The organism is Leifsonia poae (assembly GCF_050632195.1).
Taxonomy (GTDB): Bacteria; Actinomycetota; Actinomycetes; order Actinomycetales; family Microbacteriaceae; genus Leifsonia; species Leifsonia poae_C.
Window position 1 is genome coordinate 430,508 of sequence record NZ_CP192580.1, and the last position, 15,433, is coordinate 445,940.

Sequence of the window (15,433 nt, forward strand, 5' to 3'; positions counted from 1 at the left end):
GCCACAGCCGCGCTCGGCGGGCGACCGCTAGTGCTTGTTCCCCGTGAGGGCGAGCACTCCGCCCAGCCCGATCATCATCACGCCGCCCGCTGCCCCGAGTCGCTCCACGCGCTTCGGGGAGTGGGCGAACCAGCCGCGCGCCGTGCCGGCGACCAGCGCCCAGACGCTGTCGCAGGCCAGAGCGATCACGAGGAACACCACGCCGAGCTCGAACATCTGCCCGGGGATCCAGCCGCCCGTGTAGTCCACGAACTGCGGCAGCACCGCCACGAAGAACACAAGCGTCTTCGGGTTGGTCACCCCGACCAGAAACCCCTCGGTCAGGATGCGCAGCTTCGAGCCGCGCGGCGGCGTCGCCTCATGCGTCACCGCAGTGTGCCGCCGGTGCCGGATAGCCTGCACGCCCAGGTACACGAGGTATGCCGCACCGGCGAACTTGATGACGGTGAACACGATGATGGACTGTGCGACGACCGCCCCGATCCCCACGGCGACGGCGGTGATCAGGGGGAGCATCCCGAGCGCGTTCCCCAACACGCTGAGCAGGCCGCCCGCGCGGCCGAGCGCGAGCGACCGCCCGATCACGAACAGCACGCTCGGCCCGGGGATCACGATCAGCGCGAGGGACGCGAGTGCGAACGCGAGCAGCGACGGCGTGGGAACCATGCGCAAACGATACCCACCCGGAACACCGCTGGGCCACAGCAGGTAGGTTCTTCATGTGAAGCTTCCACTCCGTGCGCGTGCACAAAAGCGAAGAGAACCTCGCCCGCCAGAACCAGCTCGCCTGGGCCATCGCCGAGGTGGCGGCCGATCCCGTGGAGGTCACGGCCGACGTTACCGAGATGGTCGTCAACCGGGTGATCGACAACGCCGCGGTCGCCGCAGCCTCGCTCACCCGCCGCCCGGTCGTGTCGGCCCGGGCGCAGGCGCTGGCGCATCCCCTACCCGTCGCTGAGCTGGCGGAGCTGACCGAAGAGGTCGAGCATCCCCAAGACGGATCGACCGTTTTCGGCGAGCGGCCGGCCGTGCGTGTCTCGCCCGAATGGGCCGCCTGGGCCAACGGCGTCGCGGTTCGCGAGCTCGACTACCATGACACCTTCCTCGCCGCGGAGTATTCGCACCCGGGAGACAACATCCCGCCCATCACAGCCGTCGCGCAGCACGCTGCGCGAGCCCTGCACCTGAGCGGGCGCGACCTCGTGCGCGGCATCGCGACCGGCTACGAAATCCAGATCGACCTCGCCAAGGCGATCAGCCTGCACGCGCACAAGATCGACCACGTCGCCCACCTCGGGCCGAGTGCAGCGGCCGGCATCGGCACCCTGCTCGGGCTGCCGACCGAGGTCGTCTTCCAGGCCATCGGACAGGCACTGCACACCACTACCGCGACGCGGCAGTCTCGCAAGGGTGAGATCTCCAGCTGGAAGGCGCACGCCCCGGCCTTTGCCGGCAAGATGGCGGTCGAAGCGATCGACCGCGCGATGCGGGGCGAGACCAGCCCCACTCCGATCTACGAGGGCGAAGACGGCGTCATCGCCTGGCTCCTCGACGGCCCGGATGCGCGTTACGAAGTTCCGCTGCCCGAGCGCGGTGAAGCCAAGCGCGCCATCCTCGACAGCTACACCAAGGAGCATTCGGCCGAGTACCAGGCGCAGGCGTGGATCGACCTGGCGCGCAAGCTGCACCGCGAGCATCCCGAGGCGGCGGACCCGTCGCGTGTGGACAGCATCGTCATCCACACCTCACACCACACGCACTTCGTGATCGGGTCGGGAGCGAACGATCCGCAGAAGTACGACCCGACCGCGTCTCGCGAAACGCTCGACCACTCCATCCCGTACATCTTCACGGTTGCGCTCCAGGACGGCGGCTGGCACCACGTCGACTCCTACCTCCCATCACGCGCTCAGCGTCCGGACACGGTCGAACTCTGGGGCAAGGTCACCACCACCGAGGACCGGGAGTGGACCCGCCGCTACCACTCGCTCGACCCCGCGGAGAAGGCGTTCGGCGGGCGCGTCGAGATCCGCATGGCCGACGGAACTGTCATCACCGACGAGATCGCCGTCGCCGATGCGCATCCCCTCGGCGCCCGGCCGTTCGCCCGCGCCGACTACGTGGACAAGTTCCGGATGCTCGCCACCGACGTCCTCGAGCCAGCCGAGATCGAGCGCTTCCTCGACGTCGCCCAGCGACTGCCCGACCTCACCGCCGCCGAGCTCGGCGGCCTGACCATCACGGCCAAGCCCGGACTCCTGGCGACGACCCCGGCCCCGAAGGGACTCTTCTGATGCTGTACTCGCAGATTCCCGCACATGAGAAGCGCGCGGCCTTCCGTGCCCGCCTGAATTCGGGCGAGCTCGTCCGGATGCCCGGCGCGTTCAATCCGCTCTCCGCCCGCCTGATCGAGCGCAAGGGCTTCGAGGGCGTCTACATCTCGGGTGCGGTGCTGAGCGCCGACCTCGGGCTTCCGGATATCGGGCTCACCACCCTCACGGAGGTCGCCGGTCGCTCGGCCCAGATCACCCGCATGACGGATCTGCCCGCTCTCGTCGACGCCGACACCGGCTTCGGCGAGCCGATGAACGTCGCACGCACCGTGCAGACCCTCGAGGATGCCGGGGTTGCCGGCCTGCACATCGAAGACCAGGTCAACCCCAAGCGCTGTGGACACCTCGACGGCAAGCAGGTCGTCGACGAGAACACCGCGCTCAAGCGCATCCGGGCCGCCGCCGATGCCCGTCGCGACCCGAACCTGCTGATCATGGCGCGCACTGACGTGCGTGGTGTCGACGGTCTGGAGGCGGCGATCGACCGGGCGAAGGCGCTCGTGGATGCGGGTGCCGACGCGATCTTCCCCGAGGCGATGGCCGACCTGTCGGAGTTCGAGGCCGTGCGCAGGGCCGTCGACGTGCCGATCCTTGCGAACATGACCGAGTTCGGCAAGAGCGACCTCTTCACCGTCGATCAGTTGCGAGACGTCGGCGTGAACATCGTCATCTGGCCGGTCTCGTTGCTCCGCCTCGCGATGGGGGCCGCCGAGCGCGGACTCGACCAGCTGCTCGAGACGGGAAGTCTCGAGCCCAAGCTCGGCGAGATGCAGCATCGCGCCGACCTGTACGACCTGATTGACTACGAGGGCTACAACACGTTCGACACTTCCGTTTTCAACTTCGAAGTGAAGCGCTAGCGAAGGAGCAGCAGTGACCGATCCCGAGATCCACAAGGGCCTCGCCGGCGTCGTCGTCGACACGACGGCCATCTCGAGCGTCAACCCTGAGACCAACTCTCTGCTGTACCGCGGCTACCCCGTGCAGGAGCTGGCCGCGCACTGCTCCTTCGAGGAGGTCGCCTATCTGCTCTGGAACGGCGAGCTCCCCGGCGATGACGATCTCGTCGCGTTCGAGGCGCTCGAACGGTCGCTGCGCCAGCTCGACGACCGTACCCGGCGCGCGATCGACGACGTACCGCTCAGCGCGCATCCGATGGATGTGATCCGCACCGCGGTCAGCCAGCTCGGTGGACTCGACGCCACCCTGACTCACACCGACGGCGTGCTCGATGCTGACCTCAACGACGGTCGCGCGGTCTACCTGCTCGCGCAACTGCCTACGATCGTCGCCTACGACCAGCGTCGTCGTCGCGGCCTTGAGCCCGTCGCCCCGCGCGACGACCTCGACTACTCCCGCAACTTCCTCTGGATGACCTTCGGCGAGATCCCCGACGACGTCGTGGTCGACGCCTTCCGCGTCTCGCTCGTGCTCTACGCCGAGCACTCGTTCAACGCGTCGACGTTCACCGCGCGGGTCGTCGCATCCACCCTCTCTGACGTGTACTCGGCCGTCACCGCGGCGATCGGCGCCCTGAAGGGCCCGCTCCACGGCGGCGCCAACGAGGCCGTCATGCACGCCTTCGACGAGATCAAGACGGCCGACAAGGCCGAGGCCTGGCTCGAGGATGCGCTGGCTGAGAAGCGCAAGATCATGGGATTCGGTCACCGCGTCTACAAGAACGGCGACTCCCGAGTTCCCACGATGAAGGCCGCGCTCGAGAAACTCGCCGACCACTACGACCGGCAGGACCTGCTCGATCTCTACAACGCGCTCGAGAAGGCCATGGGCGACCGCAAGAACATCAAGCCGAACCTCGACTACCCGTCCGGCCCGGCCTACAACCTGATGGGCTTCGACACCGAGACGTTCACCCCGCTCTTCGCGGCGGCCCGCGTCGCCGGCTGGACGGCCCACGTCTTCGAGCAGTACGCAGCCAACTCGCTCATCCGCCCCCTCTCCCTCTACAACGGCCCCGCCGAACGCCACCTCACCCGCTAGCCGCTCGCCGCGCAGCACCCGCTCGCACGCTGGCGCCCGCGTGCTCGCTCGCGCCCACGCGCCCGCTCGCGCCCTTCCGTAATTCCGGAGTTTCCGCCCCACCCGCGCGGAATCTCCGGAATTACGGAACAATCACCGGCGCGTCGCTCGATCCTTCCTGCATTACGCGCGGCCCCGCAGCCCGCCATCACAGCGACAGCAGCAACGCCTCACCTTGCCCGCCGCCACCGCACAGCGCGACAGCCGCACGCCCACCACCCCGCCGTGCCAGCTCATGCGCGGCATGCACCGCCAACCGCGCCCCCGACGCGCCGATGGGATGCCCCAGTGCGATAGCGCCGCCATGGATGTTCACCTTCTCGGCGTCCAACCCCAGGTCGGCCATCGACTGCAGCGCCACCGCCGCGAACGCCTCATTGATCTCCACGAAGTCGAGCTCGTCCACCGACCAGTCGCCTCGCTTCAGCGCGGCAGCGATCGCGTTCGATGGCTGCGAGTGCAGGGAGTTGTCCGGTCCCGCCACCTGTCCGCTCGCCCCGACCACGGCGAGCCACGACAGCCCGAGCCGCTCGGCGTTCTCCCGGCTCGTCAAGACCAGCGCTGCGGCGCCATCGCTCAACGGCGACGAGTTCCCTGCGGTCAGAGTGCCACCCTCGGCGAAGCTCGGCTGCAGGAGTGCCAGCGTCTCGGGCGTCGAATCCGGCCGCACCCCCTCATCCGTCGTCACGACGAGCGGGTCGCCCTTGCGCTGCGGGATGCTCACGGGCGCCAGCTCCGCATCGAACGCCCCAGAAGCCGCGGCCTCTCCCGCCCGCCGGTGCGAGGATGCAGCGAACGCATCCTGTGCCTCGCGCGTCAGCCCGAGCTTCTCGGTGTACCGCTCGGTCGAGGCGCCCATGGAGATGCCGTCGAAGGCGTCCGTGAGCCCGTCGTGCGCGGCCGAGTCGACCGCCGGGATCGATCCGTACGTCCACCCCATCCGGGAACCTGGCAGCACGTGCGGCGCATTGGTCATCGACTCCTGTCCGCCGGCCACCACGACCTCGGCATCGCCCGACCGGATGAGTCTGGCCGCGTCGATCACGGCCGCCAGTCCTGACAGGCACACCTTGTTGATGGTCACCGCCGGCACATCCCAGCCGAGCCCGGCGGCGATCGCCGTCTGTCTGGCCGGATTCTGCCCGGCGCCCGCTTGAAGCACTTGTCCGAAGATCACGGCGTCGACCGTTCCGGGCTCGATCCCGGATTCGTCGAGCGCGCGCCGAAGCGCGACGGCTCCGAGCTCGACCGCGCTCAGCGAGGCGAGCGCGCCCTTGATCTTGCCCTGCGGTGTGCGGGCGGCGGACAGTATGACGACGTCTCTTGGACTGGGCATGGCGACTCCTTCGTTGCCTGTGTCTGGCGGCTTGTGGCCGGATTCCTTCACCATCTCACACCGCAACTGGGTTTTCCACAGGGCCGGGCTTTCCACAGATTTGCCGGTGCCGTCTGGGCGGGCGGCCTCCACTCGTACCGTGGGCTCATGCCTCACAACGAACAGGAGGAGTCGCTTGCAGACATCCCACCTCACGATCGGCCACGCGAACGGATGCGCCGCCTCGGCGTCGGCTCGCTCACCGACGACGAGGTGCTCGCGCTCGTCCTCGGCTCCGGCCAACCGGGGCAGAACGTCCTCACGTTCGCGCGATCGATTCTCCGCCGCACGGGTGGCTTTCCCGGTCTCGCGACGATGGACTACGCCCGGCTCGAGACCCTTCCCGGTATCGGGCCTGCGACGGCCGGCAAGCTGGTCGCCATCATCGAGATCTGGCGACGGGCGGGCAGCTCATCGACGTGGACGAGGCTCGTCGACCACGACGCGATCGCCAAGATCGTCACGCCGGAGCTGCTCCACCGGGACACCGAGAGATTCGTGGTCGTCGTCGCCGATCGCGCATCCCGGCCGATCGAGGTCGTGCTGCTGCGCGACGGCGCTGTCGACCAGATCACGATCGAACCCGCCGAGGTGCTGCAGGCCGTGCTCACCCGTGGTGGCAGGTCGTTCGCGATCGCCCACAACCATCCGAGCGGCAACCTCGATCCGAGCGTCTCCGACATCGCCGTCACGAGACGGCTCGATCAGGCAGCGGCCACGATCGGTTTACGGTTCCTCGGTCACATCCTGGTCGCGGGCGACGGATGGGCGGCCCTGCAGCCGCGCTCCGCTACGGGAGCAGGCGGGTCGGTCCGCGGAACAGGTAGGTCGTCTCGCGCAGGTTCGACAGGTGCAGCATGAGCATCAGAACGCGGGCCAGCCCCATTCCGAAGCCACCGTGCGGCGGCACTCCGTAGCGGAAGAACTCGAGGTAGAAGTCGAGCTCCTCCGGCTCGAGCCCCTTGTCCCGGGCCTGCGCCTCGAGAACGTCGATGCGGTGCTCGCGCTGGGCTCCGGTCGAGATCTCCACACCGTTGAAGATGAGGTCATAGCTGTTCGTGAGCGAAGCGTCGTCGTCGTGACGCTTGTGGTAGAACGGCCGGATACTGGACGCGTAGTCGGTGAGGAACACGAACTCGTGCCCGTAGGTCTCTTTCACGTAGGCCGAGATCTGACGCTCGCCCTCCGGGTCCATGTCGTCGTCGTGACGCGGAACCTCATAGCCGCGCTCGGCGACGATGCGCTTCGCCTCGGCGAGAGGGATGCGCGGGAACGGCTTCGAAGGAACGGTCACCTCCACGTCGAACAGTTCCTTGATCTTGTCGCCGTACTTGTCCTTCACGGCCTGGAAGCCCGCGACGATGAGGTCTTCGTGCATCGACATGACGTCTTCGTGGCTGTCGATCCAGCTGATCTCAGCGTCCACGCTCGTGAACTCCGTCGCGTGGCGGCTCGTGAAGCTGGGGTCGGCGCGGAACGCCGGACCGATCTCGAAAACCTTGCCGAATCCGGCCGGCTGCGCCATCTGCTTGAAGAACTGCGGGCTCTGCGCGAGGTAGGCCGTGGTGTCGAAGTAGCCGACCTCGAAGAGCTCGGCGCGCGACTCGCTCGCGCTGGCCATCAGCTTCGGGGTGTGGATCTCGATGAAGTCGTTGTCCACCCAGTACTCGCGCAGCGCGTGCTCGAAGGTCGTCTGGATGCGGAAGATCAGGTTGTTCTTCGGCTCGCGCAGGTCGAGGAAGCGCCAGTCCATCCGCTTATCGATCCCGCTGTCTGCTGCGATCGGCGTCTCGGGGATCGAGGCAGTCTCCACCGTGAGGGTCGCGAGCTTGATCTCGATACCGCCGAGTTTCACGCGCTCGTCGTGCTTGAGCTCGCCCGTCGCGACGACGAAGCTGCCCTGCGAGAGGGCGGAGATCGTCGTGGCGGGCTCGTCGGCGACGACGACACCCTCCTCGTCGACGGTGCGGGGGTTCACGAGCTGAACGGCGCCGGACTCGTCGCGAAGAACGACGAACTGCACCTTCTTCTGGTCGCGAACGGTCTCCACCCAGCCGGCAACGGTCACGGGGCCGTCGGGGGAGGCGGCCAGGTCCTTGATCAATACGCGTTCGGTCACGATCGTCAAGCCTACCGTCCGCCCATACCGGCTGCAGAGGCGGTCTCCTCAGGCGCCAGACCCGGCGCTCAGTAAATTCAAGGGAAGCCCCTCCGTAGACTGGGGCGGTGGTAGCAAGCCAAGTACATCTCGTCCGTCACGGCGAGGTGTTCAACCCCGACGGCATCCTGTACGGCAGGTTGCCGGGCTTCGGCCTCTCCAAACTCGGTCACAGGATGGCGCAGTCGGCCGCCGACGAGCTCAGCTCGCGCGGCCGCAAGGTCAGCGCTCTGCGGGTGTCGCCCCTGCAGCGCACCCGCGAATCGGCCGCTCCGATCGCTGCGGCGTTCCAGCTCGAGCCTCTCGTCGACGAGCGGATCGTCGAGCCGACCAACCACTTCGAGGGCACCGTGATGAAGCGCGCCCTGAAGAACCCCGTGAACTGGCCGTTCCTCGTGAACCCGGCGCGACCCACCTGGGGCGAGGCCTACCGGTCCATCGAGAGGCGGATGCGCGCCGCCATCGACGAAGCGTTCGACTCGGTCGACGACGGCGACGTCATTCTTGTGAGCCATCAGCTGCCGATCTGGGTGGCCCACCTGTCTGTCATCGGCGAGCGCTTCTGGCACGACCCGCGCAAGCGACGCTGCTCGCTCTCCAGCATCACGACGTTCGAGCGCACGACCGATCCGGTTCCGGATGCGTCGGCCGCGCCGCATCCCGCGGCTTCTGCCGACCAGAACGGGGAAACCCCCATCCCCGTCGAGCGCCTCATCGAGGTGGGCTACACCGAGCCGGCGGCCGATCTCCAGGCCACCGCCCGCGATGTGGGGGCCGTGTGAACCGCCGCACCAGACTGCTGCTCCCCGCCGTCGGCTTCCTGGCCGCGGCCGGCCTCCTGCTCACCGGATGCACCACGACAGACAAGCTCGCCGAGCAGTACCGCTCAGGCTCCGGCCAGAACTACATCGCCGGCGACGGCTCCGTGAGCGAGTTCGCGGCAGACAACCGCGGCGAGCCGGTGGCCTTCAGCGGCGTGACCGCCGACGGCGACGCCGTCAGCTCCAAGCAGTACGCGGGCAAGGTCCTGGTCGTGAACTTCTGGTACGCGGGATGCCCGCCGTGCCGGCTCGAAGCGCCCGACCTCGAGGCGCTGTCGCAGAAGTATCAAGCCGACGGTGTCTCCTTCCTCGGCGTGAACCTCTACGACTCCAAGCAGACGGCCGCCAGCTTCGAGAAGGAGAAGGGCGTCACGTACCCATCCGTTCTCGACCGGGACACGGGCTCCGTGCTGCTCGCCTTCAGTCGGTCGGTACCTCCCAAGGCGACGCCGACCACCCTCGTCATCGACAAGAAGGGTCGGGTCGCCGCACGAATCCTCGGGGCTGTCCCCGAACGCGGAATCCTCGACACGCTCATCTCCGACACCCTCGCGGAAAAAGACTGAGGTGGGCGGCGTCGGAGAAATAGTGTTCAGCGGTCAGCTCATCCTGGCCCTGCCCATCGCCGTACTAGCCGGACTCGTCTCGTTCGCCTCGCCTTGCGTGCTGCCGCTCGTGCCGGGATATCTGGCCTACGTCGGCGGGTTCAGCGATCCGGGCGAGAAGCGCGACCGTTCCCGATTGTTGACCGGCGTGGCCCTGTTCATCCTCGGCTTCGCAGTGGTGTTCATCGCATACGGAGCAGCATTCGGAGCGCTCGGACTGTGGCTGGTGCGCTGGCAAGACGTCGTCGTTCGCATCCTGGGCGTTCTGGTCATCGTGATGGGCCTTGTCTTCATCGGCCAGTTCTCGTTCCTGCAGCGAACCATCAAGCCCAACTGGCGGCCCGCCACCGGACTGATCGGCGCTCCGCTGCTCGGAATCGTCTTCGGTCTCGGCTGGACCCCCTGCATCGGCCCGACCCTCGGCGCGATCAGCGCTCTGAGCGTCGGCTCGGGTTCCCCGTGGCGCGGAGCCCTGCTCGGGCTCTTCTACTGCATCGGTCTCGGCATCCCTTTCGTTCTCGTAGCTCTCGGCTTCGAGTGGGTGGCGGGTTCGGTTGCCTTCCTCAAGCGGCACATCCGTGCCATCAACATCATCGGAGGGGTCCTACTCGTCATCATCGGAATCCTGATGGCGACCGGACTCTGGAGCGACCTCATGTCCCAGTTCTTGGCGGTGATCACAGGTTTTGAGCCGGCCATCTGATCACATCGACTCCGCACCACCGCGCGAAGATCCCGACGTCGTCCAGCCGAAGCTGGGTTTCGTCGGATGGGTGCGCTGGTTCTGGCGTCAGCTCACGAGCATGCGCACCGCGCTCTTCCTCTTGTTGCTGCTCGCGATCGCGGCGGTGCCGGGGTCGCTAGTACCGCAACGCACCTCCGACCCGAACGGCGTCGTCAAGTACTTCAACGACTACCCCGATCTGGCCCCCATCCTCGACAAGCTGCAGGCGTTCGACGTCTACACCTCGGCCTGGTTCTCGGCCATCTACCTGCTGCTGTTCGTCTCGCTCATCGGCTGCATCATCCCGCGCACGAAGCATCACTTCACCGCTCTCCGCGCGAAGCCGCCGCGCACCCCGGTCAGACTGACCAGAATGTCGGGCTTCCGCGCACGGCTGCTTCCCGCTGACCTCGCCGCCGACGGTCCCGAGCCGATCGGCGCTGCGCGTGACGTTCTCCGCAAGGCCGGCTATCGCGTCGCCCTGTATCAGGATGCGAGGTCCACATCGGTCTCGGCCGAGCGCGGCTACCTCCGCGAGACAGGCAACCTCGTCTTCCACACCGCTCTTGTAGGTGTGCTTCTCGCGGTCGGGTTCGGCGGCGGATTCGGGTTCACGGGCCAGAAGATCGTGGTCGTCGGGCAGACCTTCGTCAACAGCATCCCGTCGTACAACACGTTCAATCCGGGCAGATTCTTCTCCGACGGTTCGCTGTCGCCGTTCTCGATCCGGGTCGACCGGCTCGATGTGAAGTACGAGACGAAGAACAAGAACGCCGTCGGCACACCGCTCGACTACACGGCCCACGTCACGGCGACCGAGCCGGGCCAGGCCCCGCGGCAGGAGACGATCAAGGTCAACGATCCGCTCGCCATCGGCGGAACGAACGCCTATCTGCTCGGCAACGGATACGCCCCGACGATCACGGTTCGCGATCCGAAGGGCACCATCGTCTTCCAGGACTCCGTGCCGTTCATCGTGCAGGATCCGAACAACACGTCGGTGGGCACGGTCAAGGTTCCGGATGGGCTGGCCAAGCAGGTGGGCATGACCGGCTTCTTCTATCCCACCAAGGGAGACAGCCAGACCGCCTCCGGTGCGATGACGTCGATCTTCCCCGGACTCCGGGATCCGCTCGTCACGCTCAACGTGTACGTCGGCGATCTCGGGCTCGACGCTGGTGTGCCTCAGAACGTCTACAGCCTCAACACCGACAAGATGACACAGGTCGCCGGGCCGGGCACCGATACAAAGTCCCTCGAGATCGCGCCTGGACAGACCGTGCAACTGCCGAACGGTCTGGGCTCGGTCTCCGTTGACGGGATCAAGCGCTACGTCGGTCTCGACATCCACCACGACCCGGCTCAGGGCTGGGTGCTGCTCTTCGCGATCCTGATCCTGGGCGGGCTCTTGACCTCGCTGTTCGTTCCGCGCCGGCGGATATGGGTCAAGGCGGTGCCGAACGACGACGGCACGGTCACTCTCGAGTACGCGGGGTTGGCGCGCGGGGAAGACCCGAACCTCGAAGCAGCCGTCAGCGGGATAGCCGAGCAGCACTCGGCTGCGCTCTCGCACACACCAGTACGCACCCGAACAGAAAACACTTAGGCTTGCACCGTGACTGACCTCCTCGCTCAGCTCTCAACCGTCTTCATCTACGCGGCCATGGGCGTCTATGTACTCGCCTTCATCGCGTTCGCGCTCGATCTGGCTCGACGCGGGGCGAGGGCGACAGCGGAAGAAGCGGCCGTCGTACCGAGTGCGGTGGCCCGGCGAACGGATGCGCACTCCGCGGGAGGCGAGAAGCCGGCTGTCTTGACAAGCGAAGCCTCCGGAGGCGGGGGCAGCCCCGGCAACGGCGCGACCACCACCCTCACCCGGCTGAGCTCGCGGATCAGTTCCCGGGTCGAAGACGAGGTCACCAACGGCGGACCGGTCTCGTTCAGCATGCGTGCGGCGTTCGTCATCACCATCGTCGGCTTCACCTTCCACCTCGTGGCAACGGTGCTGCGAGGCATAGCGGCCGACCGGGTGCCGTGGGCCAACATGTGGGAGTTCTCGATGACGGGAACCCTCGTCATCATCGGAGTCTTCCTCCTGGTGAACCTGAAGCTCGACCTGAAGTACCTCGGAACCTTCGTACTGGGGCTCGTGCTCATCCTGCTCGGCATAGCGCTCGTGCGGTACTACGTTCCGGTGGTGCCGTTGCAACCGGCCCTGCAGTCGTACTGGCTGGTGCTGCACATCATCGTCGCCGTGCTGGGCACGGCATTCTTCGCGCTCGGGTTCGCTCTGTCGGGGTTGCAGCTCTTGCAAGCCCGGCGCGAGCGGCAGGTGCTCGAATCCGTGCCCCAGCAGTTCAAGTTCTTGGCGACTCTCCCCACAGCGAAGACGCTGGAGAACCTCGCTTACCGGGTGAACATCTTCGGCTTCATCGCCTGGACCTTCACCCTCATCGCCGGCGCGGTCTGGGCCGAAAAGGCGTGGGGTCGGTATTGGGGTTGGGACACCAAGGAAGTCTGGACGTTCATCATCTGGGTGATCTACGCCGGATACATCCATGCGCGTGCCACTCGCGGTTGGCGTGGCTCGCGGTCCGCGTGGTTGGCGATCATCGGCTTTGCCGCCGTGATGTTCAACTTCGGCATCGTGAACGTCTTCTTCCACGGACTGCACGCGTACTCGGGTCTCTGATCCGGTCCGTCGTCCGGGCAGCCAACCCGAGCAGTACACAGAGAGCGCGTGAAGATCACGCGCTCTCTCGCGTTTAATCCGAGGCTTCTCGATGCGCACGACGACCGCCGTCTCAGGATGCCCGACTGCCGCATCCGGCGCCGGCGACCACCCGAGAGCGGTCACTTCCGCGGAATTCCGGGGTAGAGGGCCGCGACACGCCCGGGCTGCGAGCCGGATTTGCGAGCCCCTGAGGTCCTGCGTAAAGTACTTACTTGTCACCCCAAAGGTGCGGGAGAGCCGAAGAGCTCCCCGGCCTCAAGCGGGACCGAATCCCAAGCATAACGGCAATCTTCACTTGATGAAGAGCGTCCAAAATGCTTAGGATATAAACCCCACTCACTGAGCAGGTCTAACCGACTCGGATCGTGTGAAACGGTTGCGTCCAGATTAGGGCCGCCGCGAGAACGCGAAACGGCCGACTTGACAAACTGACTGAGAGTGGTAAGGTAGAGAAGTTGCCCCAGAGAGACGGCCGAGAGGTCAGAAACTGGGAGCGTCCGATCCTTGAGAACTCAACAGCGTGCACAATGTCAAATGCCAAAAACCTCGACGCTTAGCTTCGGCTAAGTAAGAGATTCCTTTGGAAACAGATTAAAACAACAAAGCAAGTCAGTAATGATTTGTTCTGTCAGTTTCAAACTTGCTGAGGTGCCCACCCATTCCGGTGGCCCGAAGCACTAGATGTGCCGAAGCGCTTGCGTTTCGTGCAATCAAACATTTACGGAGAGTTTGATCCTGGCTCAGGACGAACGCTGGCGGCGTGCTTAACACATGCAAGTCGAACGATGAACCTGGAGCTTGCTCTAGGGGATTAGTGGCGAACGGGTGAGTAACACGTGAGTAACCTGCCCTTGACTCTGGGATAACCTCCGGAAACGGAAGCTAATACCGGATATGACGCACGGAGGCATCTCCTGTGCGTGGAAAGAATTTCGGTCAAGGATGGACTCGCGGCCTATCAGGTAGTTGGTGAGGTAACGGCCCACCAAGCCTACGACGGGTAGCCGGCCTGAGAGGGTGACCGGCCACACTGGGACTGAGACACGGCCCAGACTCCTACGGGAGGCAGCAGTGGGGAATATTGCACAATGGGCGCAAGCCTGATGCAGCAACGCCGCGTGAGGGACGACGGCCTTCGGGTTGTAAACCTCTTTTAGTAGGGAAGAAGCGAAAGTGACGGTACCTGCAGAAAAAGCACCGGCTAACTACGTGCCAGCAGCCGCGGTAATACGTAGGGTGCAAGCGTTGTCCGGAATTATTGGGCGTAAAGAGCTCGTAGGCGGTTTGTCGCGTCTGCTGTGAAAACCCGAGGCTCAACCTCGGGCCTGCAGTGGGTACGGGCAGACTAGAGTGCGGTAGGGGAGATTGGAATTCCTGGTGTAGCGGTGGAATGCGCAGATATCAGGAGGAACACCGATGGCGAAGGCAGATCTCTGGGCCGTAACTGACGCTGAGGAGCGAAAGCGTGGGGAGCGAACAGGATTAGATACCCTGGTAGTCCACGCCGTAAACGTTGGGAACTAGATGTGGGGACCATTCCACGGTCTCCGTGTCGCAGCTAACGCATTAAGTTCCCCGCCTGGGGAGTACGGCCGCAAGGCTAAAACTCAAAGGAATTGACGGGGGCCCGCACAAGCGGCGGAGCATGCGGATTAATTCGATGCAACGCGAAGAACCTTACCAAGGCTTGACATATACGAGAACGGGCTAGAAATAGTCAACTCTTTGGACACTCGTAAACAGGTGGTGCATGGTTGTCGTCAGCTCGTGTCGTGAGATGTTGGGTTAAGTCCCGCAACGAGCGCAACCCTCGTTCTATGTTGCCAGCACGTAATGGTGGGAACTCATAGGAGACTGCCGGGGTCAACTCGGAGGAAGGTGGGGATGACGTCAAATCATCATGCCCCTTATGTCTTGGGCTTCACGCATGCTACAATGGCCGGTACAAAGGGCTGCAATACCGTAAGGTGGAGCGAATCCCAAAAAGCCGGTCTCAGTTCGGATTGAGGTCTGCAACTCGACCTCATGAAGTCGGAGTCGCTAGTAATCGCAGATCAGCAACGCTGCGGTGAATACGTTCCCGGGCCTTGTACACACCGCCCGTCAAGTCATGAAAGTCGGTAACACCCGAAGCCGGTGGCCTAACCCTTGTGGAAGGAGCCGTCGAAGGTGGGATCGGTGATTAGGACTAAGTCGTAACAAGGTAGCCGTACCGGAAGGTGCGGCTGGATCACCTCCTTTCTAAGGAGCATCTGGCACTCCTCGGAGTGTCCAGGCGCCGGATCTGAGCGAATGTCTCAGCCGGTTAGCTCATGGGTGGAACATTGACATTGGTGCGGAGCTGAAAAGCTCGAAATCAGTACGCTCTTCGGAGAAGGAAAGTTTCGAACTGGGAAGCACCGCACATGCACGCTGTTGGGTCCTGAGGGACCGGGCCTCGTCCACATGGATGAGAACTGGACCTCTGGACCTTTTCTCGTTGGCATCACTTGCCGGCAGAAAAGGTACCGCCCGTACTTTGAGAACTACACAGTGGACGCGAGCATCTTAGATTCGAGACTTTCGAGTCTCGGATCACAAAGATCTGATTTATTTAGATCATTGGTCAATTTTTCCTTCACCTCTTATGAGGTGTGAAGAATC

At 64.9% G+C, this 15,433-nt stretch carries 12 protein-coding genes and 1 rRNA gene; 10 read left to right on the forward strand and 3 right to left on the reverse strand.

Going from position 1 to position 15,433, the window contains the following annotated elements:
* Positions 1-27: 27 nt before the first annotated feature.
* Entirely contained in the window at positions 28-666 is a 639-nt protein-coding gene (locus ACQ86A_RS02350; protein ID WP_431279027.1) for a LysE family translocator, read from the reverse strand.
* 71 nt (positions 667-737) lie between these two features.
* Here ACQ86A_RS02350 and ACQ86A_RS02355 point away from each other — a divergent pair, with 71 nt between their 5' ends.
* From ACQ86A_RS02355 to ACQ86A_RS02365, 3 genes are read left to right on the forward strand one after another with little or no spacing between them, the layout of a single operon-like run.
* Positions 738-2,294 carry an MmgE/PrpD family protein gene (locus ACQ86A_RS02355; protein ID WP_431279028.1) on the forward strand — a complete coding sequence of 519 codons (1,557 nt, stop codon included), beginning with the start codon at positions 738-740 and terminating at the stop codon, positions 2,292-2,294.
* Entirely contained in the window at positions 2,294-3,193 is a 900-nt protein-coding gene (gene prpB / locus ACQ86A_RS02360) for a methylisocitrate lyase (protein WP_431279029.1), read from the forward strand. Before ACQ86A_RS02355 ends, prpB begins: the two co-directional genes overlap by 1 nt.
* A gap of 13 nt (positions 3,194-3,206) precedes the next feature.
* Positions 3,207-4,334 (forward strand): bifunctional 2-methylcitrate synthase/citrate synthase, encoded by a 1,128-nt coding sequence (locus ACQ86A_RS02365; protein WP_431279030.1) that lies wholly within the window; start codon positions 3,207-3,209, stop codon positions 4,332-4,334.
* Between the two features lie 187 nt (positions 4,335-4,521).
* Here ACQ86A_RS02365 and ACQ86A_RS02370 read toward each other — a convergent pair whose 3' ends face one another.
* Entirely contained in the window at positions 4,522-5,709 is a 1,188-nt protein-coding gene (locus ACQ86A_RS02370) for an acetyl-CoA C-acetyltransferase (protein ID WP_431279031.1), read from the reverse strand.
* Positions 5,710-5,856: 147 nt separating this feature from the next.
* Here ACQ86A_RS02370 and ACQ86A_RS02375 point away from each other — a divergent pair, with 147 nt between their 5' ends.
* Positions 5,857-6,609 carry a JAB domain-containing protein gene (locus ACQ86A_RS02375; protein ID WP_431279032.1) on the forward strand — a complete coding sequence of 251 codons (753 nt, stop codon included), beginning with the start codon at positions 5,857-5,859 and terminating at the stop codon, positions 6,607-6,609.
* Here the strand turns inward: ACQ86A_RS02375 and aspS are convergent.
* Complete coding sequence (gene aspS / locus ACQ86A_RS02380) at positions 6,539-7,867, reverse strand: aspartate--tRNA(Asn) ligase (RefSeq protein ID WP_431279033.1); 1,329 nt, start codon at positions 7,865-7,867, stop codon at positions 6,539-6,541. The genes ACQ86A_RS02375 and aspS overlap by 71 nt on opposite strands.
* 107 nt (positions 7,868-7,974) lie before the next feature.
* Between aspS and ACQ86A_RS02385 the strand changes: the two genes are divergently transcribed.
* From ACQ86A_RS02385 to ACQ86A_RS02410, 6 genes are all read left to right on the forward strand, one after another.
* The gene (locus tag ACQ86A_RS02385; protein WP_431279034.1) at positions 7,975-8,688 is read left to right on the forward strand and encodes a histidine phosphatase family protein; all 714 of its coding nucleotides are present in this window, start codon (positions 7,975-7,977) and stop codon (positions 8,686-8,688) included.
* The gene (locus ACQ86A_RS02390) at positions 8,685-9,293 is read left to right on the forward strand and encodes a TlpA disulfide reductase family protein (RefSeq protein WP_431279035.1); all 609 of its coding nucleotides are present in this window, start codon (positions 8,685-8,687) and stop codon (positions 9,291-9,293) included. Before ACQ86A_RS02385 ends, ACQ86A_RS02390 begins: the two co-directional genes overlap by 4 nt.
* A 1-nt stretch (position 9,294) precedes the next feature.
* Positions 9,295-10,035, forward strand: coding sequence for a cytochrome c biogenesis CcdA family protein (locus tag ACQ86A_RS02395; RefSeq protein WP_431279036.1), 741 nt, complete (start codon positions 9,295-9,297; stop codon positions 10,033-10,035).
* Positions 10,019-11,662 (forward strand): cytochrome c biogenesis protein ResB, encoded by a 1,644-nt coding sequence (resB, locus tag ACQ86A_RS02400; RefSeq protein ID WP_431279037.1) that lies wholly within the window; start codon positions 10,019-10,021, stop codon positions 11,660-11,662. The genes ACQ86A_RS02395 and resB overlap by 17 nt, the downstream gene beginning before the upstream one ends.
* Before the next feature lie 9 nt (positions 11,663-11,671).
* Positions 11,672-12,748 (forward strand): c-type cytochrome biogenesis protein CcsB, encoded by a 1,077-nt coding sequence (gene ccsB, locus ACQ86A_RS02405; protein ID WP_431279038.1) that lies wholly within the window; start codon positions 11,672-11,674, stop codon positions 12,746-12,748.
* Positions 12,749-13,507: 759 nt separating this feature from the next.
* Positions 13,508-15,031: ribosomal RNA gene (locus ACQ86A_RS02410) — 16S ribosomal RNA — on the forward strand.
* Positions 15,032-15,433 lie beyond the last annotated feature (402 nt).

Excerpts from the sequence above, each read along its gene's own strand:
- ACQ86A_RS02350 (WP_431279027.1), bottom strand. The coding sequence starts at position 666 with ATGGTTCCCACGCCGTCGCTGCTCGCGTTCGCACTCGCGTCCCTCGCG.
- prpB (WP_431279029.1), top strand. The coding sequence starts at position 2,294 with ATGCTGTACTCGCAGATTCCCGCACATGAGAAGCGCGCGGCCTTCCGT.
- ACQ86A_RS02370 (WP_431279031.1), bottom strand. The coding sequence starts at position 5,709 with ATGCCCAGTCCAAGAGACGTCGTCATACTGTCCGCCGCCCGCACACCG.
- ACQ86A_RS02375 (WP_431279032.1), top strand. The coding sequence starts at position 5,857 with ATGCCTCACAACGAACAGGAGGAGTCGCTTGCAGACATCCCACCTCAC.